The organism is Streptomyces sp. NPDC096040, assembly GCF_040303265.1.
GTDB lineage: Bacteria > Actinomycetota > Actinomycetes > Streptomycetales > Streptomycetaceae > Streptomyces.
Genome location: NZ_JBEOTA010000046.1, coordinates 1 through 26048 on the forward strand (window position 1 = coordinate 1; position 26048 = coordinate 26048).

The 26048-nt window shown below is 70.8% G+C and carries 27 protein-coding genes and 2 pseudogenes; 14 read left to right on the forward strand and 15 right to left on the reverse strand.

Annotation, left to right across the window (positions count from 1 at the left end):
- The first annotated feature begins 582 nt into the window (after positions 1–582).
- Positions 583–2307, forward strand: a complete 1725-nt coding sequence (locus tag ABTY98_RS38105; protein WP_352225730.1) for an alpha/beta fold hydrolase — start codon at positions 583–585, stop codon at positions 2305–2307.
- Positions 2308–2375: 68 nt separating this feature from the next.
- On the opposite strand, the gene ABTY98_RS38110 is transcribed toward ABTY98_RS38105, so the two are convergent.
- Entirely contained in the window at positions 2376–3665 is a 1290-nt protein-coding gene (locus ABTY98_RS38110; RefSeq protein ID WP_352225731.1) for a beta-ketoacyl-[acyl-carrier-protein] synthase family protein, read from the reverse strand.
- A 438-nt stretch (positions 3666–4103) separates the two neighbouring features.
- Between ABTY98_RS38110 and ABTY98_RS38115 the strand changes: the two genes are divergently transcribed.
- A complete protein-coding gene (locus ABTY98_RS38115) occupies positions 4104–4628 on the forward strand; it encodes a winged helix-turn-helix domain-containing protein (RefSeq protein ID WP_352225732.1) in 525 nt (174 codons plus the stop codon).
- A gap of 137 nt (positions 4629–4765) precedes the next feature.
- On the opposite strand, the gene ABTY98_RS38120 is transcribed toward ABTY98_RS38115, so the two are convergent.
- From ABTY98_RS38120 to ABTY98_RS38145, 6 genes are all read right to left on the reverse strand, one after another.
- Positions 4766–5515, reverse strand: a complete 750-nt coding sequence (locus ABTY98_RS38120; RefSeq protein ID WP_352225733.1) for a LuxR C-terminal-related transcriptional regulator — start codon at positions 5513–5515, stop codon at positions 4766–4768.
- 63 nt (positions 5516–5578) lie between these two features.
- Positions 5579–7006: an MFS transporter gene (locus ABTY98_RS38125; protein ID WP_352225734.1), complete on the reverse strand. Its 1428-nt coding sequence runs from the start codon at positions 7004–7006 to the stop codon at positions 5579–5581.
- A 299-nt stretch (positions 7007–7305) separates the two neighbouring features.
- Complete coding sequence (locus ABTY98_RS38130) at positions 7306–8271, reverse strand: HesA/MoeB/ThiF family protein (RefSeq protein WP_352225735.1); 966 nt, start codon at positions 8269–8271, stop codon at positions 7306–7308.
- The gene (locus ABTY98_RS38135) at positions 8268–9260 is read right to left on the reverse strand and encodes a hypothetical protein (RefSeq protein ID WP_352225736.1); all 993 of its coding nucleotides are present in this window, start codon (positions 9258–9260) and stop codon (positions 8268–8270) included. Before ABTY98_RS38135 ends, ABTY98_RS38130 begins: the two co-directional genes overlap by 4 nt.
- Positions 9257–10486 (reverse strand): acyl-CoA dehydrogenase family protein, encoded by a 1230-nt coding sequence (locus tag ABTY98_RS38140; RefSeq protein ID WP_352225737.1) that lies wholly within the window; start codon positions 10484–10486, stop codon positions 9257–9259. The genes ABTY98_RS38135 and ABTY98_RS38140 overlap by 4 nt, the downstream gene beginning before the upstream one ends.
- A gap of 58 nt (positions 10487–10544) precedes the next feature.
- On the reverse strand, positions 10545–10913 hold the full coding sequence (locus tag ABTY98_RS38145; RefSeq protein ID WP_352225738.1) for a hypothetical protein: 369 nt from the start codon (positions 10911–10913) through the stop codon (positions 10545–10547).
- A 554-nt stretch (positions 10914–11467) separates the two neighbouring features.
- Between ABTY98_RS38145 and ABTY98_RS38150 the strand changes: the two genes are divergently transcribed.
- Positions 11468–12361 carry a glycosyltransferase family 2 protein gene (locus ABTY98_RS38150; RefSeq protein WP_352225739.1) on the forward strand — a complete coding sequence of 298 codons (894 nt, stop codon included), beginning with the start codon at positions 11468–11470 and terminating at the stop codon, positions 12359–12361.
- Positions 12362–12430: 69 nt separating this feature from the next.
- Positions 12431–14091 (forward strand): annotated as a pseudogene (locus ABTY98_RS38155) (tetratricopeptide repeat protein); the annotation flags it as partial.
- Here the strand turns inward: ABTY98_RS38155 and ABTY98_RS38160 are convergent.
- The 3 genes from ABTY98_RS38160 to ABTY98_RS38170 all read right to left on the reverse strand — a co-directional run bounded on the left by ABTY98_RS38160 (position 14092) and on the right by ABTY98_RS38170 (position 17087).
- Entirely contained in the window at positions 14092–15780 is a 1689-nt protein-coding gene (locus tag ABTY98_RS38160) for a bifunctional 3'-5' exonuclease/DNA polymerase (protein ID WP_352225740.1), read from the reverse strand.
- A gap of 74 nt (positions 15781–15854) precedes the next feature.
- Positions 15855–16664: a Clp protease N-terminal domain-containing protein gene (locus ABTY98_RS38165; RefSeq protein ID WP_352225741.1), complete on the reverse strand. Its 810-nt coding sequence runs from the start codon at positions 16662–16664 to the stop codon at positions 15855–15857.
- Positions 16665–16667: 3 nt separating this feature from the next.
- Entirely contained in the window at positions 16668–17087 is a 420-nt protein-coding gene (locus tag ABTY98_RS38170; protein WP_352225742.1) for a LysE family translocator, read from the reverse strand.
- A 276-nt stretch (positions 17088–17363) separates the two neighbouring features.
- Here ABTY98_RS38170 and ABTY98_RS38175 point away from each other — a divergent pair, with 276 nt between their 5' ends.
- Entirely contained in the window at positions 17364–18494 is a 1131-nt protein-coding gene (locus ABTY98_RS38175; RefSeq protein ID WP_352225743.1) for a DUF2786 domain-containing protein, read from the forward strand.
- Positions 18495–18531: 37 nt separating this feature from the next.
- On the opposite strand, the gene ABTY98_RS38180 is transcribed toward ABTY98_RS38175, so the two are convergent.
- The 4 genes from ABTY98_RS38180 to rpmB all read right to left on the reverse strand — a co-directional run bounded on the left by ABTY98_RS38180 (position 18532) and on the right by rpmB (position 20545).
- Entirely contained in the window at positions 18532–19047 is a 516-nt protein-coding gene (locus ABTY98_RS38180; protein ID WP_352225744.1) for a DUF4232 domain-containing protein, read from the reverse strand.
- A gap of 164 nt (positions 19048–19211) precedes the next feature.
- Positions 19212–19733 (reverse strand): hypothetical protein, encoded by a 522-nt coding sequence (locus ABTY98_RS38185; protein WP_502994455.1) that lies wholly within the window; start codon positions 19731–19733, stop codon positions 19212–19214.
- 251 nt (positions 19734–19984) lie between these two features.
- The gene (gene rpsN, locus ABTY98_RS38190) at positions 19985–20290 is read right to left on the reverse strand and encodes a 30S ribosomal protein S14 (protein ID WP_352225746.1); all 306 of its coding nucleotides are present in this window, start codon (positions 20288–20290) and stop codon (positions 19985–19987) included.
- A gap of 18 nt (positions 20291–20308) precedes the next feature.
- Positions 20309–20545 (reverse strand): 50S ribosomal protein L28, encoded by a 237-nt coding sequence (gene rpmB, locus ABTY98_RS38195; RefSeq protein ID WP_142194001.1) that lies wholly within the window; start codon positions 20543–20545, stop codon positions 20309–20311.
- 64 nt (positions 20546–20609) lie between these two features.
- Here rpmB and rpmG point away from each other — a divergent pair, with 64 nt between their 5' ends.
- The 8 genes and pseudogenes from rpmG (at position 20610) to ABTY98_RS38235 (ending at position 24164) form a co-directional block, all read left to right on the forward strand.
- Positions 20610–20774: a 50S ribosomal protein L33 gene (gene rpmG, locus ABTY98_RS38200; protein WP_184594658.1), complete on the forward strand. Its 165-nt coding sequence runs from the start codon at positions 20610–20612 to the stop codon at positions 20772–20774.
- Between the two features lie 9 nt (positions 20775–20783).
- A complete protein-coding gene (locus ABTY98_RS38205; RefSeq protein WP_352225747.1) occupies positions 20784–21035 on the forward strand; it encodes a type B 50S ribosomal protein L31 in 252 nt (83 codons plus the stop codon).
- Positions 21035–22225, forward strand: a complete 1191-nt coding sequence (locus ABTY98_RS38210) for a CobW family GTP-binding protein (RefSeq protein WP_352225748.1) — start codon at positions 21035–21037, stop codon at positions 22223–22225. Before ABTY98_RS38205 ends, ABTY98_RS38210 begins: the two co-directional genes overlap by 1 nt.
- Before the next feature lie 7 nt (positions 22226–22232).
- Positions 22233–22469, forward strand: coding sequence for a 30S ribosomal protein S18 (gene rpsR / locus ABTY98_RS38215; protein ID WP_352225749.1), 237 nt, complete (start codon positions 22233–22235; stop codon positions 22467–22469).
- Positions 22470–22539: 70 nt separating this feature from the next.
- Positions 22540–22917, forward strand: a complete 378-nt coding sequence (locus ABTY98_RS38220) for a VOC family protein (RefSeq protein ID WP_352225750.1) — start codon at positions 22540–22542, stop codon at positions 22915–22917.
- A gap of 10 nt (positions 22918–22927) precedes the next feature.
- On the forward strand, positions 22928–23272 hold the full coding sequence (locus ABTY98_RS38225; protein WP_352225751.1) for an ArsR/SmtB family transcription factor: 345 nt from the start codon (positions 22928–22930) through the stop codon (positions 23270–23272).
- Positions 23269–23744: pseudogene (locus ABTY98_RS38230) on the forward strand (SRPBCC family protein). Before ABTY98_RS38225 ends, ABTY98_RS38230 begins: the two are co-directional and overlap by 4 nt.
- Positions 23745–23894: 150 nt before the next feature.
- Positions 23895–24164 carry a DUF397 domain-containing protein gene (locus ABTY98_RS38235; RefSeq protein WP_352225752.1) on the forward strand — a complete coding sequence of 90 codons (270 nt, stop codon included), beginning with the start codon at positions 23895–23897 and terminating at the stop codon, positions 24162–24164.
- A gap of 87 nt (positions 24165–24251) precedes the next feature.
- On the opposite strand, the gene ABTY98_RS38240 is transcribed toward ABTY98_RS38235, so the two are convergent.
- Positions 24252–24752 carry an ATP-binding protein gene (locus ABTY98_RS38240; protein ID WP_352225753.1) on the reverse strand — a complete coding sequence of 167 codons (501 nt, stop codon included), beginning with the start codon at positions 24750–24752 and terminating at the stop codon, positions 24252–24254.
- Positions 24753–25074: 322 nt separating this feature from the next.
- Between ABTY98_RS38240 and ABTY98_RS38245 the strand changes: the two genes are divergently transcribed.
- The gene (locus ABTY98_RS38245; protein WP_502994456.1) at positions 25075–25911 is read left to right on the forward strand and encodes a Sco1979 family transcriptional regulator; all 837 of its coding nucleotides are present in this window, start codon (positions 25075–25077) and stop codon (positions 25909–25911) included.
- Positions 25912–26048 lie beyond the last annotated feature (137 nt).

Here is a 26048-nt window from a genome sequence, read left to right on the forward strand (position 1 = left end):
CAGTCCGCCCCCAACACAGGCCCCACCCACCCCTGGTGGGCGAGCGTCACGAATGTCCCACAACCACACTCAGCGACTTCGCCAACGGAATCAGGTCTCGGGTTCGAATCCCGAAGGCGGCTCCAGTGAAACCCCAGGTCGCGCTTCTGACCTGGGGTTTTATTTTTCCCGAGGTTCCGGGGCCTCCGCCGGGCCCGTCGGAGGCTGCGCGGCCTGGGTCGACGACGGCGGCTCCGGCCACCTGTACGGGATGCTGAACACCAGCTACTTCGCGACGTGCCGCGCCGAGTTGATCCGGGACGACGGGCTGACCGTCGGCCTCGCGGCCTCGCGGGAGTGACCGGCCCTGTCCGGCTCGCGCGCTCCCGGTGGCGTTGGCTCCCCGCTGTCCTGGCCCAGGCGGACGAGGGGCGCTCGCGTTCGAGGTGCCGTCACCGCTGTGCGTCCCGATCGTGTGGTGTGGGAATGGTTCGTCCTTCTCGCCCCTGTTGTTTCGGTACGGTGGAGAGGCTCCGCGGACGGGGCCTCTGGCACGGTTCCCAGGGCACTGGCGTGGCATTGCGGCCCGGGCAAGGAGACAGCATGCTCTCGGACTCGATCGTCTTCGGCGCTGGGGGCTTCATCGGCCGCTCCCTTGTGGCGGAGCTCCTGCACAGGGGCCACCACGTCGCGGCCGCGGTGCGCGGCTCGGGTGACCGGCTGACCGAGTGGCTCGACGGGCAGAGGGTGGACCGGGCCGCGCTGACCGTGGTCCGGGCCGACGTCACCGTCCCCGGTCTCGGTCTGCCCGAGGAGGGGCTGTCCGGGGTGCGCGACGTCTACAACACCGCCGCGCGCTTCGCGTTCGGCATCGACGCGGCAGAGGCCAGGGCGGTCAACGTGACCGGCGCCGTGCACGTTGTCGAGTGGGCGGCGAGCCTGCCGGTGCTGCGCCGGGTGGTGCACATCAGCGGCTACCGCATGGCAGCCGCGGACGGGCGGCCGCCGAACTACCGTCGGCACGGCGCGTACGAGGCGTCGAAGCAGGAAGGCGACGCGGCGGTGCGGGCCCGCTCCCGCGAACTTGGTGTTCCGCTGAGCATCGCCAATCCCGGTACGGTGATCGGGCCAGGGCAGTACATCGGGCTGGCCACGGTGGTCTCCGAGCTGTGGCAGGGGCGGCTGCGCGCCCTGCCCGGCGGTCCCGGCATCTTCCTTCCGGTCGTGGCCCTGGACTACTTCGTCAAGTTCCTGGCCGCGCTTCCGCAGCACCACGAGAGCGCGGGCCGCGCCTACTGGGTGCTGGACGACTCCACTCCCGAACTGCCGCAGATGGTAAGCCTGTTCGCGGAGCACATGGGGGTGCGCGCTCCGCGCCGCTCGATTCCCGTGGGTCTGCTGCGCAGGCTGCCCCGCGTGATCACCCGGGCGGACCCGGAGACCGTGTCGTTCCTGTCGACCGACCGCTACGACACGGCCTCCGCCCGTGCCCTGTCCGCATCCCGCGAACTGGCCATGCCGCCCGCGCCCGCGGCTCTGCGCCAGTGGGCCGACGACCTGGTCGCCACCCGCTTCGGCCGCTCCGGCCCGTGCCGTCGCCCCTACGGTTTCCATAGCGTGGGAGGCAGCCGGACCTGGGTGACGGGGGAACGTCGGCGCCCCGGATACGTACTTCTGCACGGCCTCCTACTGAACGCCGATGCCTGGGAGGGGACGGCGGACCACTTGGACGCCCCCTCGCTCGCGGCCGATCTGCCCGGCTTCGGCAGGTCGGGACCGGGCGAGCGGGCGTTGGAGGACTGGCTGGCCGAACTGCTGCGCCCGGTGGACACCCGGCCGGTACTCGTGGCGCACTCGCTCGCCTGCGGCCCCGCACTGCGCTACGCGGCGGCGAGGCCCGACCGAATCGCGGCCCTCGTCCTGGTCGCGCCGGCCTTCCTCCAGCGACCGTCCTCCGCGCTGCTGCGATCGCCCTTGGCCGTACCACTGCTGCGCGTGACTCCCGTGTCCCGCTTGGCTCGTTCACTCGGGCTGCCCGAGGGCCCCGGGCTCGAAGCCCTCGCGCTGGACCTGCGGCGCGCGGGGGCTTCACGGCGGGTGGTCGCCGCCGCTCGCACGGCCCACGGGCAGCGCGAGGAACTGTGCCGTGCGCTGCGGGAGTTGCGGCTGCCCGTGGAACTCGTCGTCGGGTCGGCGGATCCGCTGGCCGAGCCTGTGGACACGCCGGTCACGGTGATCGAAGACGCGGGCCACTGTCCGCAGGTCACCCATCCGGCGTCGGTCGCACGCCTTCTCATGTCCTGCCGGGACCGGGTCGGCGCCCTGTGACGGCTGCTCGCCCCGCTCGCCCCTGGCGGAGGACGCCGGTCCTCCGCCCCCGGTGACCTCGACGCGCGCTACCGGGTGAAGGCGAGCACCACATTGTGTCCCCCGAAACCGAAGGACGTGGACAGAGCGGCCCGGACCGGGGTCCGCCGCGGTGTGCCGGACACCAGGTCCAGTTCGATCCCGTCCGACGCCTTGTCCAGGTTGCGGACCGGCGGAATCAGGCCGTGCAGCAGGGTGAGGACGGTGAAGACGGCCTCGACCGCGCCGGAGGCACCCAGGAGGTGCCCGGTGGCGGACTTACAGGCGGTGACCGCCGGATGCGGTCCCACGGCCTCCTGCACGGCCTCGGCCTCGGTGAGGTCGCCCACGGACGTACCGGTGGCATGCGCGTTCACATGGTCGATGTCGGCACCCACGAGGCCGGCGTCCCTCAACGCCGCCCCGATGGCCCGCTTCTGGCCCTCGGCGGCGGGCAGTGTCACGTCGTACGCGTCGGAGGTGACGCCGGCGCCCGACACGGACGCGTGCACGTGTGCTCCGCGCGCCCTCGCGAACTCGGCGCGCTCCAGTACGACCATGCCCGCGCCCTCGGACATGACGAACCCGTCGCGCTCCCGGTCGAACGGCCGGGACGCCAGGTCAGGGGCGTCATTTCGCAAGGAGAGGGCACGCATCCGGGCGAACGCGCCAAGCGCCAAGGGGTGCAGGCAGGCGTCCGTGCCCCCGGCGACGACCACATCGGCGCGACCGGACCGGATCAGCAGCATGCCGACCGCCAGCGCCTCCGCTCCGGACGCGCAGGCGCTGGTCGGGGCATGCGTGCCTGCCCTTGCCCCCAACAGCAGGCCGACCGCGGCGGCACTGCCGTTGGGCATCAGCATGGGCACCGTGTGCGGCGAGATCGCACGCGGGCCCCGCTCCTCCAGCCGGTCGTCCTGTTCGAGGAGCGTGAGCCCGCCGCCGATGCCGGTCCCCACGACCACCGCGAGCCGTTCGGCCTCGACCGCGGGCGCGCCGGCGTTCGTCCACGCCTCCTTGGCCGCCACCACCGCGGCCGCCTGACTGCGGTCCAGCCGCCGCCGCTGGACACGGTCAAGGCGTGAGCCGGGGTCCTCGCACATGCCTCCAGCGATACGGACGGGCAGTTGCTCGGCCCAGGGGGTGTCCAGACGGGACACTCCGGACCGGCCGGACAGCAGCGCCGCCCAGCTGGACGGAACATCGCCGCCGAGCGGGGTGGTGGCTCCGAGGCCTGTCACCACGACCTCGGCGTCTGAGGGTGTGCGCCGGCCGACGTCGGGCCGGTTCGCTTCAGTGGTCGCGGGCAGCATGACGGATTCCTTCCGCGCGGTGGTCATGTCTCGTGCCTGACGCTGCCGGCGGGAGGTTCTCCGGTGTGCCGCACGGGACTCGGGCGAGCCCGGCCGGCACCAGCGCCATGATGGCGATCAGTAATTCCCCGGTGGTGAGAAGGGCTTCGGCCTTTTCCGTGGCCTTTCCCAGCGCCTTCATATTCCGACCGATTTCTTCGAAGAATCTACTCGCTGGATACGCTTCATGCTTCACCCTTTTTCATGAGATTCGGTCAGGCCCGGGAGACCGCCGAAGGAACGATTAGAAGTATCAGCGGCCTGCCGTCCGTCTTATCGTATGAAGATAATCGGGGCGGTGACCTCCCTATTTGCTTGTTGCAGCCACGCTTAGACGTCCTGCATAGTGAGGTAGTAATGCCACAGGGGAGCGACACGAACAGGGCTATGCATTCTTTTGCCATGATTGAAAGGGGAGGATAATTCGTGCCGCAATACGGTGAGGGCCAGTTATTCTCAGCCAGACAGGAGGTACGTGTCCTGCGCTGGCCGGTCGAGGTGCAGGAACTGGAGCAGTTGCGGCGCAGGGGGATCCTCCGCCTCCTCGTGGTCGAGAACGGCGCGACTCCGCCGATACCGAGCGACTCGCGGGAGGACTGGGTCCGGGCGCCGGTCAGCAGAGCGGACTTCGCCGCCCGGGTCGCGGCACTGCGGGCCAGAGCGGACCTGGACGTGATCCCCGTCCTGGATCAGGACGGGCTGCTCCGGTACGGCAGCCGGATGGTGCCTGTGTCACCCACCCAGATGGAGCTGCTGCAGCCGCTGGTCGAGAGGTTCGGCACTCTCGTGGCCCGGCACGAGCTGATCGCGGTGCTCCGTGCCCGGCGTGGAACGGCAAGCCAGAACGCCCTGGACCTGAACATCATGAGAATCCGGCGCAAGGTGGTCTCCCTCGGGCTGCGCATCCGGACCGCCAACGGACGGGGTTTCCTCCTCGAATCGAGTGAGTGACCTCGACAACAACCGCTGGAACGAGCCCTGTTGAGCGCGATGCGCCCAACGGGGCTCGCGCGGGGCACCGCAGGCTCACTGGAGCACCCCCGGAGCGCTCCGGCCGCTCCGCGGGCAACTCACGCCGAGGGGCTGACTCATGAGCCGTACGGAGAGTGTTCGTCGGCCCGCCGAGGTCTGTCGGGCCGCCATGGTCCGTGATCCGGGGCGGGCGACGTCATCAGGCCCGTCCGATAGGCATGGATGACCGCGTGCACTCGATTGCGCAGGTTCAGTTTCTCCAGCAGTCGCTGCACATGTGACTTCACCGTGTTCTCGCTCAGCACCAGCAGCTCGGAGATCTCCGTGTTGCTCAGCCCCTGGGCGAGCAGCCGGAAAACCTCCCTCTCCCGCCGGGTCAGCAAATCGAATCCCGTGCCATCCGCCGTCGGGATGCTCTGGATTTCCGCTGCTTCGGGGAACCGGCCGTCGCCGCGCCCCGGAAGTACGCCCTCGTCGAAGAAGATCCGGTAGCCGGCCGCCACGACATGGATGGCCGAGAGCAACTGCCCCGGGGTGGCGCGCTGGAGAACGACGCCTTTCACGCCGGCCCGGAAAGCGCGCCGGACACACAGGCTCTCCTCATAGGTCATGAGCAGGACGCCGGGACCGCTGCCGCCGCAGCGCGCGGACAGTTCATCGACCAGTTCCAGGGCATCGGCCGTGTCCGTCGGGGCACCGACGAGCAGCAGATGCGGTCGCAGTTCACTGCTCTTTCCCACCGCGCTCGTACGGTCGGACGCTTCGCCGACCACCTCGATGCCACCGTCCTCGTCGAGGACGGACCGGATTCCGGTGCGGGCGATGGACCGGTCGTCCACCAGCAGGACTCGGATCGGTGAGCTCACCGCTTTTCCCCCTTCTCCGGACGGCCCAGGTGCGTTTCTCCCACACCTGCGACGGGTGAGCCCTCACACCAGGTCGCCCACGCATCCCGGCTCGGCCGGTTCTGGTTCGGCGGACGGGCCGCCGCGGGGGCGCCGGGGTGCCAGCAGGACCGCCAGTGCTCCGCACGCGATCAGCGCGACACCGGTCCACACCGCCGGAATCATGCCGTCCGTGAACCTGTCCGCCGTAGTGAGGTCTCCGTGCGCGGAGAACACCGAGGCGAGCACCGCGATACCGAGCACACCGCCGAGTTCGCGCAGCGCGTTGATCGTCCCGGACGCCATGCCTCGCTCCTTGGCGTCGACCGCGCTCATCACCATGTTCGCGGTGGGAGAGAAGTAGAAGGTCATGCCCAGACCGCACAGGACCAGTGCGGGGATGAGCGACGGATAGGGGACGTCGGGCGAGACACGGGCGGCGATCCATCCAAGTCCGATCGCCTGGAAGGCCAGACCGAGCGCGACGATGGTCCGGCTGCCCACGCGGTCGGAGACCAGCCCCACCAGGGGCGCGACGAAGATCGGCACCGCGGTCCACGGGAGGATCCGCAGACCCGCCTCCAAGGGCGTGTAGCCGCGCGGCCCCTGGAGGAACTGGGTGAGCAGGAAGACCGAGCCGAACATGCCGGCGAACATCAGCAGCCCGGCGGCGTTCATCGCGCTGAAGGTCCGGTGACGGAACAACTTCATCGGGAACATGGGCAGTTCGGTATGCAGCTCCCAGATGGCGAAGGCGGTCAGCACGACCGCGCCGCCGGCCAGCGACACCAGGACGCGCCAGCTGGTCCAGTGGTCCGCATGGCCGTGGATGATGCCGAAGACGATCCCGAAGAGTCCGACACTGGCCAGGGCGGTGCCCACCAGGTCCAGCCGTGGGCTGGGTCCATGGCTCTCGGTGAGCTTCCACCGCGCGATCGGCAGCACCACGGCACCGATCGGTACGTTGATCCAAAAGATCCACTGCCAGCTCAGATGCTCCACCACCGCTCCGCCCAGGAGCGGGCCCATCGCGATGGCGACGCCCTCCACGGCGCTCATCGCGCCCAGCAGGGCACCGCGTCGCCGCACGGGCGCTGCCTCCGTGAGGATCGTCAGATTCAGCGGCATCAGCAGCGCGGCGCCCAGACCCTGCACGGCGCGTGCGGCGATCAAGGCGCCGATACCGGGGGCCAGCGCGGCCGCGGCCGACGCGGTGACGAAGAGGCCCATTCCGATACCGAACATCCGGCGTCGGCCGAACCGGTCGCCGAGAGCGGCACCCGTCAGCATGAACACCGAGTAGCTGAGGGTGTAGGCGTTGACGGTCCACTCCAGTTGCTGGATGCTCCCGCCGAGATCCAGCCGGATCGACGGTAGGGCCGTGATGACGACGAGATTGTCGAGCGACACCATGGCCACTCCCAGGCCACAGCAGAGGAACGTCCACAACACGTTCCGCGTCGGAACACTCATGTCCACCTCCGTGATCGGAATGCCTCCGCGGTCCGGGTCCGCTCCGGGATTTGCTGGTCGGCGGTCCGGGTCCGCTCCGGGATTTGCTGGTCGGCGGTCCGGGTCCGCTCCGGGATTTGCTGGTCGGCGGTCCGGGTCCGCTCCGGGACTTGCCGGTCCGCACGCCGGGTCCGCACCGCGGCCCCGGCGGTCCGCAGCGGGCCCGGCTTCGCCCGGCGCGCGGTCAGGTGGCCGCGCGTCCTCGCCCGGCTCGTCGCCGGTGAACGCGTGGCCGGGGTCGTCACTTCAGTGCCGGGAGGTCAGGGCGCGTGGCCGGCGCGCCCAGCCGCCGGTGCCCGGCCCGCGCCGGGATTCCGGAGCAGCCGCAGAAGTTCCGGCAGGAGTGCCCCCAGTTCCACCGGCCGGCGCGCCCGGGTGCGCCACTGTTCGCCGCGCGGCCTCGCCTTCTGGTGCACATCGAGACGGACCTCGTGCCGCACCCGCTGCCCGGCCAGCAGCCGCACCACCATGTGGGAGCTGATCACGCCGAACGCCATGGCCGTGTAGGCGACCTGAGGAAAGCTGTAGTCGGCCCGGGTGTGGTTCGCCCGGATCTCGGTCAGCATGTCGGTGGGCACGTGCCGCAACGGCACCGCACGGCGGAGCAGTTCCCACATGCCGAGGCGGTCCGCGTCCCATGAGCTGATGGCGCCCGCGAACGGTTCGCGGATGCGGCGGTAGTCGTAGCAGCGGACGTACTGGGTGCCCGCCATGTCCCATCCGGTGATCAGGGGCAGCCGCCGCCGGACGGCGTGGCGGTGCAGCAGGTGTTTGGCCTGCCATCCCTCAGGGGTGGTGACGTCCACCCCGTCGATGATCACCTGGCAGGAAGCCGTCAGCTTCTCGACGGTCTGGCCGGTGACCCCTTCGGTGAAGACCTCGACCGAGGCGTGGGGATTGATCGCCCGTACCCGCTGCCCGGCCAGCGAGGCCTTGTTCCTGTCGAGGTCGGCGGCGGTCGCCGACTGCCGGTTGAGGTTGTTCAGTTCGTACGTTCCCGGGTCGGCCAGGACGAACTTCTGTACGCCCAGTCGCGTCAGCGGCTCGACGACGGCACCGCCGATCGACCCGCAGCCGGCCACCAGGACGGTGGCCGCGCACAGGGCCCGCTGGTCGGCTTCGGCCACCACGCCGGCGTTACGGGCGGTCAGCTCGGTGTAGAACTCGGCTTTCGCCAAGGGCCCTCCGATCGCCTCGGACAGCGGATCCATGTCGTGGTTCGTCACTTGTGCGCCCCTCCTCGTGACGGGCCGGGACGGTGTCCCGTGTGGCTCTTCCGTGCGGCCAGAGTGGTGATCACGGCCTGCCACGAGGCCAGGTCGCTCGTGCCGTCGAGGAAGGAGCGGATCACATCGCGGTACCAGGGGATGTCCGCCGGCACCGGGGCGACGAACGGCTTGGCGACCACCGTCTGCCGGTAGATAGGCGACATGGGGTCCGACGCGGCGAGGCACGGCGACGTGCCCTCGACGACGTGCAGATCGAAGCCGACGAGCCGCAGATGGCGCAGTGCGACATGCTCCTTGGCATCGCCCAGCACGATGCGCACGCCGTCGCCCAACCCGAGCACCGCCTCGCCGATGCCGAGCATGAGATGCCAGGGGACGCGGGTGTACTGCTCATCCCGCGGCATCGTCTGGTCACGCAGGAAGCGCTTGAACTCGAAGGCCTGGTGGCTTCCCAGGCCGGGCCGCGCGTACCCCTTGAGCAGGTCGATGCCGTGGGCCGCCTCCGTCGGGAACGGGGTACGGCACGCGGAGTCGAGGGGCAGGCTCTCCGGGTCCGCCGAGCAGGCCAGCCCCACGTATCCACGGATCTTTCCGGAGCGCGCGCACAGGGTGACGGTGTGGATGTTCTCCACGGCGTGCGCGTGCGGCAACGGTTCGTGGAACGCGGCGGTCCGGTGGACCGCGTCGGCGGAGATCCAGTTCAGCCCGAGGTACTGGGCAAGACGGAACCCCAGAATCCCCTTGAGGTAGCGGGAGGGGAACTGGCTGTCGCGGCCCGTGAGGGTGACCAGTGCGCCGTGCGGGTCCTCGACGAGGGAGAGCGGCTCGCCCCTGAACTCCGTGGGCAGCCGCCGGTAGCTGAGCCGCTCGTGGAGCCTGATGATGTCCCGGGCGTAGCGCCGCGCGCGGGGGTCCCGGGTGCCGGCTTGCTCCCGGGCCGGGGAACGGCGGGAGGCGGCGCCGGCGGCGTGGCCGGCGGCGCTCACCACTCGTCCTGCTCGGCGTAGAGGCTGTCGGTGATGGCGAGGGCCAGGACCTCGGGGGTGCCCTCGTAGATCCGGGTGCCCAGGGCGTCGCGCATCATCTTCTCCACGCCGTAGGAGCGCAGATAGCCGCGTGCGCCGATCAGGGAGAGGGCCGTCTCGGCGACGTCGATCGCGGTCCGGTCGGCGAACAGCTTGGCCGCGGCCGGTTCGTAGACCGGCGGCGGCAGCTCGTTGTCGACCTTGTCCGCCGCGCGCAGGTACAGCAGGCGGGCGGCGTCGACCCTGGCGGCCATGCCGGCCAGCTTCGCCGCCGTGAACTGCTGGTCCTTGAGGTGACGCCCGCCCTGGACCCGCTCACCGCACCAGCTGATCGCCCGCTCCAGGGCGCTGCGTGCCACACCTGTGGAGATGCCAGCCACCGCGGCGCGAGCCATGTTGCTCTGCGCCATGTTGATGGCCATGCCCTCGCCCTCTCCCCCGATCATGTACTCGGCGGGCACCCGCACGTCGTGGAACTCCAGCTCGCTGCCCAGACAGGCGCGGTATCCCATCTTGTCCGCCACGGGTCCGCGGACCACGCCGGGAAGGTCGAGAGGGACGATGAAGGAGGTGAGCCCGGTCGCTCCAGGGCTGCACTCCATGTTCGCGAACACGGAGGCGAACGCGGCGACCTTCGCATTGGTGATGAACCGCTTCCGGCCCGTCAGAACGTAGTGGTCGCCGTCCCTGCGCGCGGTCGTGACGTTTCGCGCGTGCTCGGCCTGGGACGGGATGATCAGGTCACAGCCGGCGTCCTCCTCGGTGACCGCGTTGCAGGCGAGTACGGGCTCGTCGCCGGAGAACAGGGGCAGGAAGCGGGCCTGCAGCCGCGGATCGCCGGACAGCAGGATCGGTGCCTGGCCGAGCAGGGTGGCCCCGAAGACCAGTGCCGTGCCCGGGCAGACGGCGGCCACCTCCTCGAGTGCGGTGGCGACGCCCAGCATTCCGACACCCATGCCGCCGTATTCCTTCGGGACCGCCGCGCGGGTGAGGCCGATCCGGTGGCCATGGCCGACGAGTTCCCAGTCGAAGTGCGCTGCCGGCGCCTGGTCCAGTTCCTGGACGCGGGGCTCGACGACGTTTCGGGCGAAGCTTTTCGCGACGTCCCTGAATTGCTCGACCTCGTACGGCAGTACGTCGAAGTTCAGTGCCGCTTCGGAGACGGATTCGGAGAGAGCGGTGTTCACGTGGGATGTCACTCCTTACGTGTTGTTTCGGTGGGCGGGACCAGTGCTCTGCGGCAGTTCACGCGCCGATGCCGGAGGCGGCCGCGATGTCCGGGTACCGGTCGAACGCGGGCCGCAGCATCGGCACCAGTTCCAGCACCTTGGCGACCTTGCCGCGAATCCTGAGCCGGCCGGTGGCGATGGCGACGGGCACCATGAGTTGCCCCAGCCACAGCGCGTGGGCCGTGTCGCAGGACATCCTGAGAGTGATCGTCGCCGTCCGCGACGCCTCCTCGCCGACGAAGACACCGTGCGGCGCCACGAAGATCTCGCAGTCGGGCTTCGTGTGGACGAGCCGGACGGACAGCCCCTCCTGCCCGGCCCTCGCCACAAAATCCTCGTCCTCCAGCAATACCGTAAACAAACTGCCGAAGACATCGGCGGCCATTTCGCTGGACGGAAAAATGGACATCTTCCCCCTCGATCGCTTTTGTTGTACGGGAGTGCCTAAGACAGAACGATAAGGGCCGTTCCGCCCGGCATCTGCCGCGTGGACATAAGCCCGAAGGGAAGCGGAAAGGACAGCGAAAGAAGCCGAGATGACCGGTCGACCGGTATCGGATGGCGGCGAGGGTGATTCACCCGCAGCGTTCGTCGCCAGTTTATTTATGCATCAGCTGCAACACTCGGCATTTCCATCGCAATGAGCACTCCCGAGGGTTCGGGAGAAATCTCGCAGCCGTACGACAGCTGAACGCCGCGTCCGTGGGCGTCGTGCGAGCGGACGCGGCAGGCGTCGGCCGAACGGGGGGTCGTGGATCCGTCGGGCCGAACGTCGCGGCCGGGTCAGAGGTTCGTCCCGCCCAGGGAAAATCACCGTAAAGGGGCTGTGAAGTAAACCGAAGTCAGGACTGAGGCCGCATGTGGGGCAACATCTTGGTTAACGGCTAGTGTCGCGTGTCAGGGCGCGGACACCGCCGTCGGCTGGATGGGGTGAGGGGCATGGCGGAGCCGAGGATCGCCGTCGCCGTGGTGACCATGGGGAACCGGCCCGACGAAGTCGACGCCCTGCTCAGGTCCATCGCCAAGCAGGACCTCGCCCCCACCCGCATCGTGGTCGTCGGCAACGGCTGCCGGCTCCCCGAGTTCGCCCGCCGCCTCGACCTGCCCGGGGAGGTCACCACCGTCGACGTGGAGGACAACCTCGGCTGCCCCGGCGGCCGCAACATCGCCCTCGACCGGCTGCGCGCGTACGGCGACGTGGACGTCGTCGTCGAACTGGACGACGACGGGGTGCTCGTCGACGTCGAGGTGCTCCGGCAGGTCCGGGATCTGTTCGCCGCCGATCCCCGCCTCGGCATCGTCGGCTTCCGTATCGCGGACGAGCAGGGCGAGACCCAGCAGCGGCACGTGCCGCGCGTCGGCAACGCCGATCCGTTGCGCGGGGGTTATGTCACCGGGTTCCTCGGCGGCGGACACGCCCTGCGCATGGCCATGCTCACCGAGACCGGGGACTGGCCCGCCGAGTTCTTCTTCGCGCACGAGGAGACCGACCTGGCCTGGCGGGCCGCCGACGCCGGCTGGAAGATCCTTTACGCGCCCGAGCTGCTCCTCCAGCACCCCCGGACCTCGCCGGCCCGGCATGCCGTCTACTTCCGGGTGACCGCCCGCAACCGGGTCTGGCTGACGCGGCGTCGGCTGCCCCTGCCGCTGATCCCGGTCCACCTGGCCGTGTGGACGCTGATCACCCTTCTGCGCACCCGTTCGACGGGCGGCCTGCGCGCCTGGTTCGGGGGCTTTGTGGAGGGGGTGCGCGAACCTGCCGGTGAGCGCCGACCCATGCGCTGGCGCACGGTCTGGCGGCTCACCCGGCTCGGGCGCCCGCCCGTCATCTGAGTCCGGCGACCTTCGTCCGGCAGCCTTCCTGAAACGGGACGAGGGTTCCGGTCGTTCACCTCCGCCGACCGGAACCCTCTCGCGTCCCCGGATGGCGAGGACAGCGCGGCCCTGCTGCGCGCGGTCAGCGGGCGGGAGGAGATCGACGCCGGTCACCCGCTCGTCGGCCTCACCGGCCGGCTGCCGCTCGCCCTACGGGTGGTCGCCGCCCGGCTGGCCGCGCGCCGCGCCCTCACCCCCGACGTGCTTGCCGGTCAGCTCGCCGCCACGGAGGGCAGGTTGCAGCACCTGGAATACGACGACCTGAGCGTCCGGCGCTCCCTCGCCGTCGCCCATGACGCCCTCGCCGCCTCCGACCGGGCACCCGACCGCGACGCCGCCCTCGCCCTGTGCCACATCGGCGCCCTCGACCTGCCCACCTACGGCGCCCCGCTGATCGCCCGCCTCACCGGCACCGACGCGCGCTGTGCCGAGGCCGCCCTGGACCGGCTGGTCGACGTGGCCCTCCTGGAGGAGACCGCGTTCGGCCGTTACACCCCGCACGACCTGGTACGGGACTTCGCACGGGAACTGGCCGCGGGGACCGACCGCACCGAGGCCGCACTCACCGCCCTGCGCTGGTTCGCCGCCGTCGCCGAACTCGCCCTCGTCGCCATCCTCGAACCCGGCCTCGAACAGGGCGACCGCCGCCGGCCCACCGCCGCCCAGCCCCCCGAACACCAGCCGTTCACAGCCGCCTTGCCCCCTTTCGAGGCGCCGAGCACGCCTTCGCCTGGGGCGATCTGGAGCTGGAGAACATCGTCGCCCTGGTGGAGCGGTACGCCGGCACGGCCGACCCGCGCATCAGCGCCTACCTCTCCACGCTCGTCCGGCTGCTCTTCCCCTACGTTCTGCGCAGCGGGCGGGTTGCCGAGATGGAGGTGCTCGGCACGGCCGCCCTGGCCGCCGCCCGGCGTCTGGGCGACGAGGCCGCCGAGGCCTACGCCCTGGGCGATCTCGCCGGGCTGCACTTCCTGACCGGCCGCCAGCGGGAGGCCCTCGCCCTGACCGACCAGGCCCTCGCCCTCTGGCGGCGGCTGGACGTGGTGTCCTGGATCCGGCGCAGCCTGAACAACCGGGGGCTGCTGCTGGAGGACTCGGACGGTACGACGAGTCGGGCGAGGCGCTGCGGCAGAGCCTGGAGTACTCCCGGCAGCTGAACGACCCCTATGGCGAGGCCGTCACCCACAGCCACCTCGGCAACCTCTACGAGCACACCGACCCCCGCGCCGCCATCGAGCAGCACCGGCGCTCACTGGCGATCGGGGACTCCATCGGCGCCGTCATCGTGCAGCACTCCGCGCACTGCAACATCGGCTACGCCCATCTCGCCCTCGGCGAACCGGCGGCGGCCGCCACGCACTTCGAGGAGAGCCTGCGCATCCTCGGCCGCCACGGCGACTGGCACGGCGAGTCCCAGACCCGGCTCGGTCTGGTCCGCGCCCTGCGCGGCCTCGGCCGCACCGACCGCGCCCACCACGAGTGCGCCGAAACTCCTGGACCGCGCCGACGCCCGCGCCGACCGCTACAGCGGCGGTCTCGCCCGCCACCAGCTCGGTCTGCTCCTGCGCGAGCAGGGGCGTATGAGCGAGGCGTACGACGTCTGGCGCGCGGCCCTGGCCGCCCTGGACGGCACGGACGAGCCCAACGTCCTCGTGGAGCTGCGCGAGCTGCTGTCGGCCGGTGACTGATCACTTCGCGTCGGCATAGCACTCCACCACCGCCGTCGTGAACGGGAAGCGGACCGGCGTCTCCCCGAACGTCAGCCGTCCCGCCAGGTCGGCCGCCTCCCGGATCGCCGCCACGACCGCCCCGGTCTCCTCCTCGGGACAGTGCACGATCACCTCGTCGTGCTGGAAGAAGACCAGCTCGGCCGCCATGTCCGCGCAGGTCCGGCGCAGCGCCGCGAGCATCAGCAGAGCCCAGTCGGCAGCGCTGCCCTGGACGACGAAGTTGCGTGCGAAGCGGCCTCTGGCACGGGAGTTGGTGGACGCGTAGCCCGGCACCCAGCCGTCGGCCGCATGCTCTTCCGGCTCCCCCTGGGGCATGCCCCCCTCTTCCGCGCCGTCGCTCGCACCGGCCGCCGGAGGGCAGGTCCGGCCCAGCCAGGTCCGCACCAGCCGGCCCTCCTCGCCGGCCCGCGCCGCGTCGTCGACGTAGGCCACCGCTCTGGGGAACCGGCGTCTGAGCGCGGCCAGGTTCTTCAGGCCGTCGCCCGAGGTCTGGCCGTATACCGCGCCGAGGACCGCGAGCTTGGCCTGCTGGCGGTCGCCGGAGAAGGCGCGGTCCGAGACGGACTGGTAGAGGTCGGTCTCCCGCCCCGCGACCTCCATCAGCCCGGGGTCGCGGGAGATCGCCGCGAGCACCCGTGGCTCCATCTGGTCGGCGTCCGCGACGACCAGCCGCCAGCCGGGGTCGGAGACCGCGGCCCGCCGGATCACCTTGGGGATCTGTAGCGCGCCCCCGCCGTTGGTCACCCAGCGCCCGGTGACCGTGCCGCCCGCATGGAACTCGGGCCGGAACCGGCCGTCGCGCACCCAGTCCTGGAGCCAGGTCCAGCCGTGCGCCACCCAGATCCGGTACAGCTTCTTGTATTCGAGGAGCGGTTTCACCGCCGGGTGGTCGATGCCGGAGATCTCCCAGCGGCGGGTGGACTTCACCTTGATCCCGGCCTGGGCGAAGGCCTTGATCACATCGGCCGGCAGATCCGGGCGGACCCGCCTGCCGAACGCGGCCGACACCTCGTCCGCCAGCTCGGCCAGCCGGCGGGGCTCGCCGCCGCCCGCGTACCGCTCGCCGAGCAGTTCGCGCAGCACCTCGCGGTGCACCTCGGCGCTCCAGGGCAGGCCCGCGCGGTTCATCTCGGCGGCGATCAGCATCCCCGCCGACTCCGCGGCCGTCAGCAGCCGCATCCGGTCCGGGTGTTCGGCCCGGTCGTGCCGGCGCTGCTGCTCGGCGTAGACCACGAGGAGTTCGTCGAGCGTCAGGCGGGCGGTGCCCTGCGGCTCGAACAGCGGGGACTGCGCGCCCGGTTCGGCCGAGCGCGGTGGTGGATCGGACGGTACGGGGCCGCCGCGGAGGCGGGCCAGGGCGGCGGCGGCCGAGCGCGGCTCACCGGACCGTCCCTCGTGGCCCAGCAGGAGCGTCTCGGCGTCCTCGATGTCGTAGCACCGCTCTACTCGCACCCCCGTGGCGAGCAGACGCGGGTAGACCTCGGCGGTCGACCGCCACACCCAGCGTGTGACCTCCGGGCGGCCCCTGACCGCCCCGGCGAGATCGGACTCCCGCCGCACCGGCCCGGCGGGCAGCCCGTCCGGACCGAGGGGGGCGACATCCACGCCACCGTCCTCGGCCGGAGCGAGAGCCCACCGGTCGGTCATGCTGCGAGTGTGGCACCCGGCACTGACAATGGCTCTGACCTGCGGATTTAATGGTGTGCGGCCCTCGCCCCCGCTCAGCCCGTCCCCTCCTCCTTCACCCCCTGCGTCCCCTCCGCCTTCGTCTCGTCCGTCTCCGCCGCGCCCGCTGCCTCCGTCACCGCGTTCCGCTGTTCCATCCACACGCCCAGCGCCTTGGCGATGTACTCCTCGGTCGCCGGCTTGGTGATGCCGAGTCCGTTGAGGACGCCCTCGCCGTTCTCGTGTTCGAGGAGGGCCAGCAGCAGGTGTTCGGTGCCGATGTAGTTGTGGCCGAGGCGCAGGGCCTCGCGGAAGGTGAGTTCGAGGGCCTTCTTGGCCTCCGGGCCGTAGGGGATGAGGTCGGGGACGTTCTCCGCGGCCGGCGGGAGGGCGGCCGTTGCCGCCTGGCGCACGGTGTCCAGCAGGACGCCCTGCGCGACGATCGCCTTCGCCGCGATGCCGTCCGGCTCGGACAGGAGGCCGAGGACCAGGTGCTCGGGGCGGCCCTCGGGGTTGCGTGCCGCGAGTGCCTCGTTGTGGGCCGCCATGACCGCGTTCTTCGCGCGCGGGGTGTAGCGGCTGAAGCCCTGGCTGGGGTCGAGGTCGGTCGACTCCTTGGTCACGAAGCGCTTCTGGGCCGCCTGCCGGGTCACGCCCATGCTCTTGCCGATCTCGGTCCAGGACGCGCCCGAGCGCCGGGCCTGGTCGACGAAGTGACCGATCAGGTGGTCGGCCACGTCGCCCAGGTGATCGGCGGCGATCACCGCGTCCTGGAGCTGGTCGAGGGGTTCGGGATGAACCGTCTTGATCGCCGCGATGAGGTCGTCGAGGCGTACGGATGCCGTGATGTTCGGGTTGGTCGCCATGTGTCAACCGTAAGTTGACAGCGTGGGGATGTCAACCATCGGTTGACACCTCTGTTTCGGGGCTGCCGCCAGCCGGACCGCCAGCCCCGCGAACACCGTCCCGCTGAAGTTGTCCAGCCCCCGGGACACCCTCCGGCTGCGGGCGAGCAGCGCGCCGAGCTTTCCGGAGAGCAGTCCGACCGAGCCGTCGACGAAGACGCCCATCACCGTGATCGTGCTGCCCAGAAGGAGGAACTGCTCGCCCGCGTGGCTCAGTTCCGGGTTCACGAACTGCGGGAGGACGGAGGCGTTGAAGAGGATCACCTTGGGGTTGAGCGGGTTGGTGACGGCGCCCCGCCAGAAGGCCCGCCGCCGCCCCGAGTCCGCCGTACCGCCCGCCCCGACCGGACCGCCGCCGCTCCGGAACGCACGAACGTCGCGCACACGACGCCCACGGCGGCGGTCACCCCGGTCAGGGGGCCGCCCCGGGCGCCGACCGCCACTGTGAACATCATGTCCGGGCCAGGAGTGACACAGAGCGCGAGGCAGCGACGAGGAAGGCCCCGTAGAGAGACATGTCCACCATGCCGGCCATGCTCCGGGCGGCTACGCGCGCGTGCGAGCGAATTCCGGTGCCTGGGACGACGGCCGCCGGACGGTTGTCCACAGGGTGTGGACGGCCGCTGAAACGCTGTCGGTGCCGCGTGGCACGATCGACATGTGACCAGCAGCCAGCCCAGCACCGTCGACCGAGCCTTCCGGAGCGCCCTGTACGACGGCACCGACTCCGGCCTCGACACAGGCGCGTCCCTCCTCGCGGCCGACTCCGGCGCGGACACGGAACTCGGACGCCGGGGCCGGGAGTTCATCGCGGCGGCCTGGCGGCGCGGCTGGCAGCCCGCCGACGTCGTACGACTGGTGCGGCGCGAGCTGGACGACCCGCACGTCCGGCTCGCCGCCGGGCTGATCCGGGCGCAGGCGCCGGACGACCGGCCGCGCGGCCGCCGCTGGAAGGCGCAGCTGGACGCGCTGCCGGAGGGCCACGCGCGCGTGGGCGACCGTTTCTCGCACGCCACCACTGTCCTGGAGCTGTACCGGCTGCTGCTGCGGCTGCCCACCCTGGAGCCCCTGGACGACCCCGGGCCCCGCGCGGACGCGCACCGGCCGGAGTCCCGCATGCTCACCCGGATCCGCGCGCTGCTCGCCAAGGCCGAGGCGACCGGCTACCCGGAGGAGGCGGAGGCGCTCAGCGCCAAGGCGCAGGAGCTGATGGCCCGGCACAGCGTCGACGAGGCGCTGCTGGCCGTGGGGGCGCCCGCGCCGGACGCGCCCGGGGCCTGCAGAATCGGGGTCGAGCCGCCGTACGAGCAGGCCAAGGCGGTGCTGCTGGACGCGGTCGCCACGGCCAACCACTGCCGGGCGGTGTGGAACGAGCCGCTGGCCTGCTCCACGGTCGTCGGCTTCGAGGCGGACCTGGAGGCGGTCGAGCTGCTCTACACCTCGCTGCTGGTGCAGGCCACGCACGCGATGACGAAGGCGGAGGCGGCGCAGCGGGCGGGCGGCCGGAAGCGTACGAAGACGTTCCGCCAGTCCTTCCTGGCGGCGTACGCCCACCGGGTCGGTGACCGGCTGACGGCCGCCGCGCGGGCGGCCGTCACCCAGACCGAGGCGCCCCAGGACCTGCTGCCGGTCCTGGCCACGAGGGAGATGGCCGTGACCGACCGCATGGAGCGGATGTTCCCGGAGACCACCACGACCCGCCTGCGCGGAGTGACCGACGAGGCAGGCTGGACAGAGGGCACGAGAGCAGCGGACCGGGCCCAGGTCCGCTCGCGCTCCCAACTGCCCTAGGCCCATCGCGCGGCCTAACCCACCCGGCCGCCCAGGATCAGTCCCCCGCCTGCTGGAACGCCCCCACCGTCGCGTTCGGCTTGTCGGCGGAGCCCTTGCCCGCCACCGGGCCGTACTTCCACGGGAAGCTCTGCGTCGCGTCGTTCCCCGGCAGGGACACCGTCATCGACGTGGCCGCGAGGCTCGCCTTGTCGCCGTCCTTGGCGCGCACGTAGGTGATCGAGAACGTCGCGGAGTCGCCCTTGGCGAGCTTGAGCTTGTCGGACTTGGCGCCCGACTGGGTGGGCACCGTCGCCGAGGTGCCGCCCGCCTTCAGCGTCACGCCGGCGAAGCCGTCCAGCGTGCACGGCGCGCTCTGGTTCGTGAGGCTCACCGGCACCTCCCCGGTGTCCCCCGCGGCCGGCGCGACGCTCGCGGAGCCGACCTGGACGGAGACCTTGCCGATCTCGCAGGCCGAGCTGTTCTTGCCGCTGGAGCCGGCGTTGCCGTCGTCGCAGGCGGTCAGGGCGAGGGCGGCGGCGAGGGCCGTGACGGTGAGCGGAATGGCGCGCATGAGCAGATCCCCATCGAGGTCGTGGCGGTGTCCCACGCATCATCACGCCCCCGCCCGGGTGTCGCGCGCCCGCCCCCGCCCTTGACCCCTTCACGGCGCCTTCGCAGCGGCCCGCGACGACCGGCCGGAGCGCGCCTCAGCCGCCGGACACGGTCCCGCTGCCCCTATTGCCCAAGGTTCGCCGTCGGCAGCCCCGACGGCAGCTTGCCGCCCTCCGCCTTGGTGTAGGTCTCCTCGCCGGATTTTCCGGACCAGGTGACCTGCATGCCGCTCTTGCTGACCGAGTCGACCATTCCGGTGACCCGGTCCTTGCTGCCGCGCGTGCAGCTGAGGTGGATCATCCGCATCCCGGCCTTCTCACCGGCGGTCCCGCTGCACATGGACCCGCCGGTCTCGAAGAGCCCGGCCTGCTTGCCGGTGATCACCAGGGCGACGATCTTGCCACCGCTCGTGGTGATCCAACTGCCCTGCAGCGCGTCGGACGATGCCGTGGCGCCGTCCGATCCGGACGTGGCAGTCGCCGCCGCGGACGACGTGCCCGATGGGGTGGTCGAAGAGCCGCCGCCGGAGCCGCCGCCGCTGCCGCAGGCGGTCAGAGCGAGCGCGCCCACCAGCCCCGCGGCGGCGGCCATGATCCGTACGGCCGGCCGCACGGCCGATGCGCCCCGCGCCGCAGCAGTCTCCATGTGCACCCCAGCCGTAGCCGTCTCCGCGTGCCGCGCGGCCGTAGCCGTCTCCGCGTGCCGCGCGGCCGTAGCCGTCTCCGCGTGCCGCGCGGCCGTAGCCGTCTCCGCGTGCCGCGCAGCCGTAGCCATGTGCGTCGTAGCCGTTCTCGCCGTAGCCGTGGTCACCGCAACGCTCCCAAGCTCTAGGGGGGTCGAGCTCTAGGGAGGTCGGCCGCCCGTTCGCCCGATCGACAGCGGCAAGCTACCAGGACTCACCAGGAGGACTTGCGTACGCCAGGCAGGTATCCGCTGTGGGCCTGCTCCCGCAGATTCACGCGGGACAGACCGAACGTGCGGAAGTAGCCGCGCGGTCGGCCGTCCACCTGGTCGCGGTTGCGCACGCGCGTGGCGCTCGCGTCGCGCGGCTGCCTGCGCAGCTCACGCTGGGCGGCGAGACGCTCGGCCTCGGTGCTGGACGGCCGCCGGACGATCTCCTTCAGTTCGGCCCGGCGGGCGGCGTACCGGGCGACGGTCTCCTGCCGCCGCTCGTTCTTCGCGATCTTGCTCTTCTTCGCCATATCGGTGCCTCGCCCCCGTCAGACCTTCACGCCCCGCGCGCGGATGCGCGCCACGGCCGCCTCCACGCCGATCGTGTCGACCGTCTTCACCGCGCGGGCGCTCAGCCGGAGCCGTACGTGCCGGTTCTCGCTCGGCAGCCAGTAGCGCTTGGTCTGGATGTTCGGGTCGAAGCGGCGGGAGGTCCGCCGGTGGGAGTGCGAGATGCGGTTGCCGAAGCCGGGCTGGGCGCCGGTCAGCATGCAGTGGGCGGACATGGTGACGTACCTCTCGTGTCAAAGATTAGTGCTAATGGGATTCATTTTCAGTAATGTAGCAGTCATGGCACGCAACGAACTCCGTCCGGTCATCAAGCTCCGGTCCACCGCAGGGACCGGCTACACATACGTGACCCGCAAGAACCGCCGGAACGACCCGGACCGTATGACCCTGCGCAAGTTCGACCCGGTCGCCGGCCGGCACGTCGACTTCCGAGAGGAGCGCTGAAACGCCGCCATGCGCAAGGGAATCCACCCCGCCTACGGCCCGGTCGTGTTCCGTGACCGTGCCGCGAACCATGCCTTCCTCACCCGCTCGACGATGACGAGCGAGAAGACGATCGAGTGGGAGGACGGCCAGACCTACCCGGTGGTGGACGTCGAGATCTCGAACGTCAGCCACCCCTTCTACACCGGCACCGCCCGCGTCCTGGACACCGCCGGGCGCGTGGAGCGCTTCGAGCGGCGGTACGGAAGGCGGCAGGGCTGATGCTCCCCGACGCCCCGCTCCCCACCGCCCCGCTCCCCGTCGTGATCGTCGGCGGGCTGCACGCCGACGCCCGCAGGCAGACCGTCGCCAGGCTGCTCGCCGACGTCCCCGGCGCCGTCGTCCTCCACCACGACCTCTCGACGGCCGCCGACGGCATGGTCGTACGGACCGTCCGGGACGCCACCGGTCCGTTGTCCAAGGGCGAGACGCCCCTGGTCAACGACTGCGCCTGCTGTGCCCTGCGCGAGGACCTGGTGCCCGAGCTGCGCAGGCTCGCCGCCGACGGCGTCAACCGGCTCGCGATCGTCGAGCTGTGGGACTCCGTCGAGCCCAAGGCGATGGCCGAGGTGGTCGTCGCGGGCGGGCTCACGGTCACCGGTGTGATCACCGCCGTGGACCCGGCGCTCCTGCTGCCGTACCTCGGCAACGGCGACGACCTCGCCGACACCGGCCTCGCCGCGGCCGCCACCGACCAGCGTACGGTCGCCGACACCTTCGCCCGGCAGCTGGAGTACGCCCCCGTCCTCGCCGTCGTCGACTCTCCGGAGGCCGACGACGAGGACCGCGAGCTGCTGGCGCAGCTCCACCCGACAGCCCGCCGAGTCCCCCTGCCGGGCGGCATTCCGGGGGACTCGGCGGGCCCTGCGCCCGACTCCCCGCTGGCCCGGGCCGCCCTCGCCGGCTTCGACGTGGAGGCGGCCGCCGCCGCCCAGCACCCGGCCTGCGCCCTGCTGCCCGCCGAGGCCGACGCCCACGGCGTCACCACGCTGGTCTGGCACCGCAGGCGGCCCTTCCATCCCGAGCGGCTGTACGCGGCCCTGGAGGACGTGACCTGCGCGGCCGCCCGCAGCCGGGGCCGGTTCTGGCTCGCCGACAAGCCCGACGTGCTGCTGCACTGGGACGCGGCGGGCGGCGCCCTCTGTGTGGAGAGCGCCGGGCCGTGGCTCGCCTCGCTCCCGGACGCGGCCTGGGAGCTGGTCCCGCCGGTGCGCCGGGCCGCCGCCGCGCTGGACTGGCACCCGGAGCACGGCGACTGCTGCCAGCACCTCGTCTTCACGTCCCCCGGCCTCGACCGCGACGGGCTCGAACGGCTGCTGGAGTCCTGCCTGTTGACCGATGCCGAGTATGCCGCCGGGCGCGCCGCCTGGAAACGGCTGCCGCCCGCCTTTGACACCCTCCTGGAGGTCTGACCCCGCCATGCCCCGCTCGACCGACCGCAAGCCGGCGAAGAACCGGCCGAACCCGCTGGACCAGGCGGGCGTGACCTATATCGACTACAAGGACACCGACCTCCTGCGGAAGTTCGTCTCCGACCGGGGGAAGATCCGCAGCCGCCGCGTCACCCGAGTCACCGCCCAGCAGCAGCGACTGCTGGCCCGGGCGATCAAGAACGCGCGCGAGATGGCACTGCTGCCATACGGAGTCGCCCGCTAGGACGCGGCGGTATAGGTAGGCGTTTACCTACGCTTGACTGGTAGAAAAGTGCCTACCTATTGGCTTGCGCATGAGCACCCACATCACCCACGCCTCTTTCGTCACCCTCCCCGTCACCGACCAGGGCCGGGCCCTGCGCTTCTACCGGGACGTACTCGGATTCGAGGTGACCGCCGACCTGGACCTGCCCCAGGGACGCTGGCTCCAGGTCGCCCCCGCGGGCGCGCAGACCGTCTTCACGCTCTCCGGGCCGGGGATGGGTGATTTCGAACCCGGCTCGGCTAGGGGGATCATGTTGGTGACGACCGATGTCGACGCCGACTGTGCGCGGCTCGCCGAGGCGGGCACCGACGTGCAGGGCCCGGACGAGTTCCCGTGGTCCCGGATGGCCTCCTTCCGGGACCCGGACGGCAACGGTCTGATGCTGCTCACGGAGGCTCACGGCTAGGAGACCGGGCATGACCACGACTGGCGCCGTCGAGGACCGCGTCTTCGCCGCGCTCGCCAACGCCACCCGGCGTGAGGTGCTGAGGCTGCTGCGCGACGGCGGGCCCCAGGCGGTCCAGGCCCTTGCCGACCACTTCGACATGCGCCGCCCCAGCCTCTCGGAACACCTCAGAGTGCTCCGGGAGGCCGGCCTCGTCTCCGAGCAGCGCTCGGGCCGGCAGCGCATCTACCGGCTGGAGGCGGCCCCGCTGGCCGACCTGCAGGACTGGCTCCATCCGTACGAGCGGTTCTGGCGCGACCGGTTGCAGGACCCCGGCGCGCTGCTCGACCGCATGCCCGACGATGAGCGGCCATGACGACCGGCCTGCCCTCCGACGGTGACGACGACCTGACCACCATCCGCGTGGACCAGTTCCTTCCGCATCCGCCCAGGAAGGTCTGGCGCGCCCTCACGGAGCCCGATCTGCTCGTGCAGTGGCAGATGCAGGGGGCCGAGACTTCCGCCCCAGGGTCGGTCACCGGTACCGGATGACATCGGTTCCGCATCCCAACACCCGCTTCTCGGGCGTCGTCGACGTGCAGGTTCTCGCCTGCGACCCGGAGCGGATGCTGTCCGTCCGGTGGTCCGATCCCGATCCGGCCAATCTCGCTCACTGGACCATCACATGGACGCTGGAACACGAGGGCCGCGATACGCGTCTCTTCCTAGTGCACGAGTGGTTCGATCCGGACGACCCGGCGCAGATGATGGCGCGCAAGATCATGGACGGGGGCTGGCGGTCGCATGTCTGGGCAGCTCTGGGGCAGACGCTGGAGCAGCTCGGGTAAAGCGTGCGTCAAAGCTGTAACCGGAGGAACACCGCGCGTGCACGTGCATCTGCTCATGCACCTGCACGTGAACAGGGCTATGATCCGGATCAGTTGACCAGAGCATCAATGGCCACATCAGCCAGCTAGTGCACCAGCGGGGAGCGACCTGTGGACCTCGACGTTGACGGCGTGTACGGGGGGTTTGACGTGTACAACGGCATGGCTGCGACGCAGCTGGACGGAGTGGCCTGGCAGAAGAGCAGGCACAGCAACTCGCAGGGTTCCTGCGTCGAGTTCGCGCGGCTGCCGGGCGGTGATGTGGCGGTGCGCAACTCGCGCTTCCCAGACGGCCCGGCGCTCGTCTACACGCGCGCGGAGATCGAGGCGATGCTCCTCGGCGTCAAGGACGGTGAGTTCGACCACCTGATCGCGAGCTGACGCCGGGCCCACCAGGAGGAACTCGGCGTATTCACCGCACTGTGAGTAACGCGCGTAGAAACCCGGCGTCCGAAGACGCCGGGTTCCCTATTCGGCGGGCTGGAGCCGGAAGAGCGCCCATACGACCTTGCCGCTGAGGGCGCCAGCCAGCGGGTGCCAGCCCCAGCTGTCGCTGAAGGAGTCGACCAGGAACAGCCCGCGGCCCGACTCCGCCGAGAAGTCGTCGGAGTCTCTGGGGGCGGGGGTGTCGTGGCTCGGGTCGCGCACCGCGCACACCAGCCGCTCGGTCCACCGCATCAGATGCAGCCGCACGGCCGGTGTGTGCGGGGCTGCGGGGCGCTCGGACTCGCCGGGCACCGCGTGCCGCAGGGCGTTGGTGACGAGCTCCGAGACGACCAGACAGATGTCGTCGAAGCGGTCGCCGACGTCCCACTGGTCGAGCGTTCTCCGGGTGAACAGCCGGGCCTCGCGCACCGCTTCGTAGCGGGCCGGCAGGGCGCAGGAGGCGGCGTTGGACACGGCCGCGGGATCAAGCGGCGGAAGGCCCTGCCGTAATGGCTTGAGCATGGTCGATCCATTCGTCCCCATGCGAGGCACTCCCGGGAATTCGCGGTCGTTGCGATGCAGCGGTGGCGCGGGACCATGGTTTCGGATGCGCACAGCAGATGCAAGGGCAGATGCACGTGCACGCGACCGAATTGGACCCTCCCGTACCGCTTGTTGGCCATTTTTTCCGCCAACTTGCCGCGCTTGGCTCACTACCTGCTTGCAACTTCCTGTGCTTAGACTTTGTCCGCTTTCCGTTTCCGTAACCGGACGAGTACTGCTCGGAGTGTTTTAGTGGCAGACTGCGGGCCCTGGAGACGGGTTGGGGAGGCTGGCGAACGTGAGCGCGGGAGAGCCCGGATCGGTGGTGCGGCGAATGCTGCTCGGCTCGCAACTCAGGCGGCTGCGTGAGGCACGGGGCATCACCCGTGAGGCCGCCGGGTACTCGATCCGTGCCTCCGAATCGAAGATCAGCCGTATGGAGCTGGGCCGGGTGAGCTTCAAGACAAGGGACGTGGAAGACCTGCTGACGCTGTACGGCATCACCGACGAGGCCGAGCGCGAACAGCTCATCTCCCTCGCCCGCGAGGCCAACGTGGCGGGCTGGTGGCACAGCTACTCCGACGTCCTGCCGAGCTGGTTCCCCACCTATGTCGGCCTGGAGGGCGCGGCACATCTGATCCGGGCGTACGAGGTGCAGTTCGTCCACGGCCTCCTCCAGACCGAGGAGTACGCGCGCGCCGTGGTGCGGCGCGGCATGAAGGGTGCCGGCGAGGCCGACATAGAACGCCGGGTCACCCTGCGCATGGAGCGGCAGAAGTACCTGGTGGCCGAAAACGCCCCCGACTTCCACATCGTCCTCGACGAGGCGGCCCTGCGCCGGCCCTACGGCAGCCGCGAGGTGATGCGCGGTCAGCTCCAGCATCTCGTCGAGATCTCGGAGCGGTCCAACGTACGGCTCCAGATCATGCCGTTCAGCTTCGGCGGCCACTCCGGCGAGGGCGGCTCCTTCACGATCCTGAGCTTCCCGGAGTCCGACCTGTCCGACGTGGTCTACCTGGAGCAGCTCACCAGTGCGCTCTACCTCGACAAGGGCGAGGACGTCGCCCAGTACGAGCAGGCGCTGAAGGAACTCCAGCAGGACAGCCCCGGACCGGACGAGAGCCGGGACCTGCTGCGCGGCCTGCTCCAGCTCTCCTGAGCCCGGTAGAGGGTTTTCCCTCGGTCCTGCGCGGAGATCGCCGGTGGATGTCCCAACTCCCAGGTCACGCAAGTACGATGACGTGCGATCAACCGTGATGTGGATGTGGATCGGGTGTCTGCATCGACTGCCGACGC

Excerpts from the sequence above, each read along its gene's own strand:
- ABTY98_RS38125 (WP_352225734.1), bottom strand. The coding sequence starts at position 7,006 with ATGAGTGTTCCGACGCGGAACGTGTTGTGGACGTTCCTCTGCTGTGGC.
- ABTY98_RS38240 (WP_352225753.1), bottom strand. The coding sequence starts at position 24,752 with ATGGGGACGAATGGATCGACCATGCTCAAGCCATTACGGCAGGGCCTT.
- ABTY98_RS38160 (WP_352225740.1), bottom strand. The coding sequence starts at position 15,780 with ATGACCGACCGGTGGGCTCTCGCTCCGGCCGAGGACGGTGGCGTGGAT.
- rpmB (WP_142194001.1), bottom strand. The coding sequence starts at position 20,545 with ATGTCCGCCCACTGCATGCTGACCGGCGCCCAGCCCGGCTTCGGCAAC.
- rpmG (WP_184594658.1), top strand. The coding sequence starts at position 20,610 with ATGGCACGCAACGAACTCCGTCCGGTCATCAAGCTCCGGTCCACCGCA.
- ABTY98_RS38225 (WP_352225751.1), top strand. The coding sequence starts at position 22,928 with ATGACCACGACTGGCGCCGTCGAGGACCGCGTCTTCGCCGCGCTCGCC.
- ABTY98_RS38220 (WP_352225750.1), top strand. The coding sequence starts at position 22,540 with ATGAGCACCCACATCACCCACGCCTCTTTCGTCACCCTCCCCGTCACC.
- ABTY98_RS38145 (WP_352225738.1), bottom strand. The coding sequence starts at position 10,913 with ATGGCCGCCGATGTCTTCGGCAGTTTGTTTACGGTATTGCTGGAGGAC.
- rpsR (WP_352225749.1), top strand. The coding sequence starts at position 22,233 with ATGCCCCGCTCGACCGACCGCAAGCCGGCGAAGAACCGGCCGAACCCG.
- ABTY98_RS38205 (WP_352225747.1), top strand. The coding sequence starts at position 20,784 with ATGCGCAAGGGAATCCACCCCGCCTACGGCCCGGTCGTGTTCCGTGAC.
- ABTY98_RS38150 (WP_352225739.1), top strand. The coding sequence starts at position 11,468 with ATGGCGGAGCCGAGGATCGCCGTCGCCGTGGTGACCATGGGGAACCGG.
- ABTY98_RS38180 (WP_352225744.1), bottom strand. The coding sequence starts at position 19,047 with ATGCGCGCCATTCCGCTCACCGTCACGGCCCTCGCCGCCGCCCTCGCC.
- ABTY98_RS38185 (WP_502994455.1), bottom strand. The coding sequence starts at position 19,733 with ATGGAGACTGCTGCGGCGCGGGGCGCATCGGCCGTGCGGCCGGCCGTA.
- rpsN (WP_352225746.1), bottom strand. The coding sequence starts at position 20,290 with ATGGCGAAGAAGAGCAAGATCGCGAAGAACGAGCGGCGGCAGGAGACC.
- ABTY98_RS38165 (WP_352225741.1), bottom strand. The coding sequence starts at position 16,664 with ATGGCGACCAACCCGAACATCACGGCATCCGTACGCCTCGACGACCTC.
- ABTY98_RS38110 (WP_352225731.1), bottom strand. The coding sequence starts at position 3,665 with ATGACCACCGCGCGGAAGGAATCCGTCATGCTGCCCGCGACCACTGAA.
- ABTY98_RS38210 (WP_352225748.1), top strand. The coding sequence starts at position 21,035 with ATGCTCCCCGACGCCCCGCTCCCCACCGCCCCGCTCCCCGTCGTGATC.
- ABTY98_RS38105 (WP_352225730.1), top strand. The coding sequence starts at position 583 with ATGCTCTCGGACTCGATCGTCTTCGGCGCTGGGGGCTTCATCGGCCGC.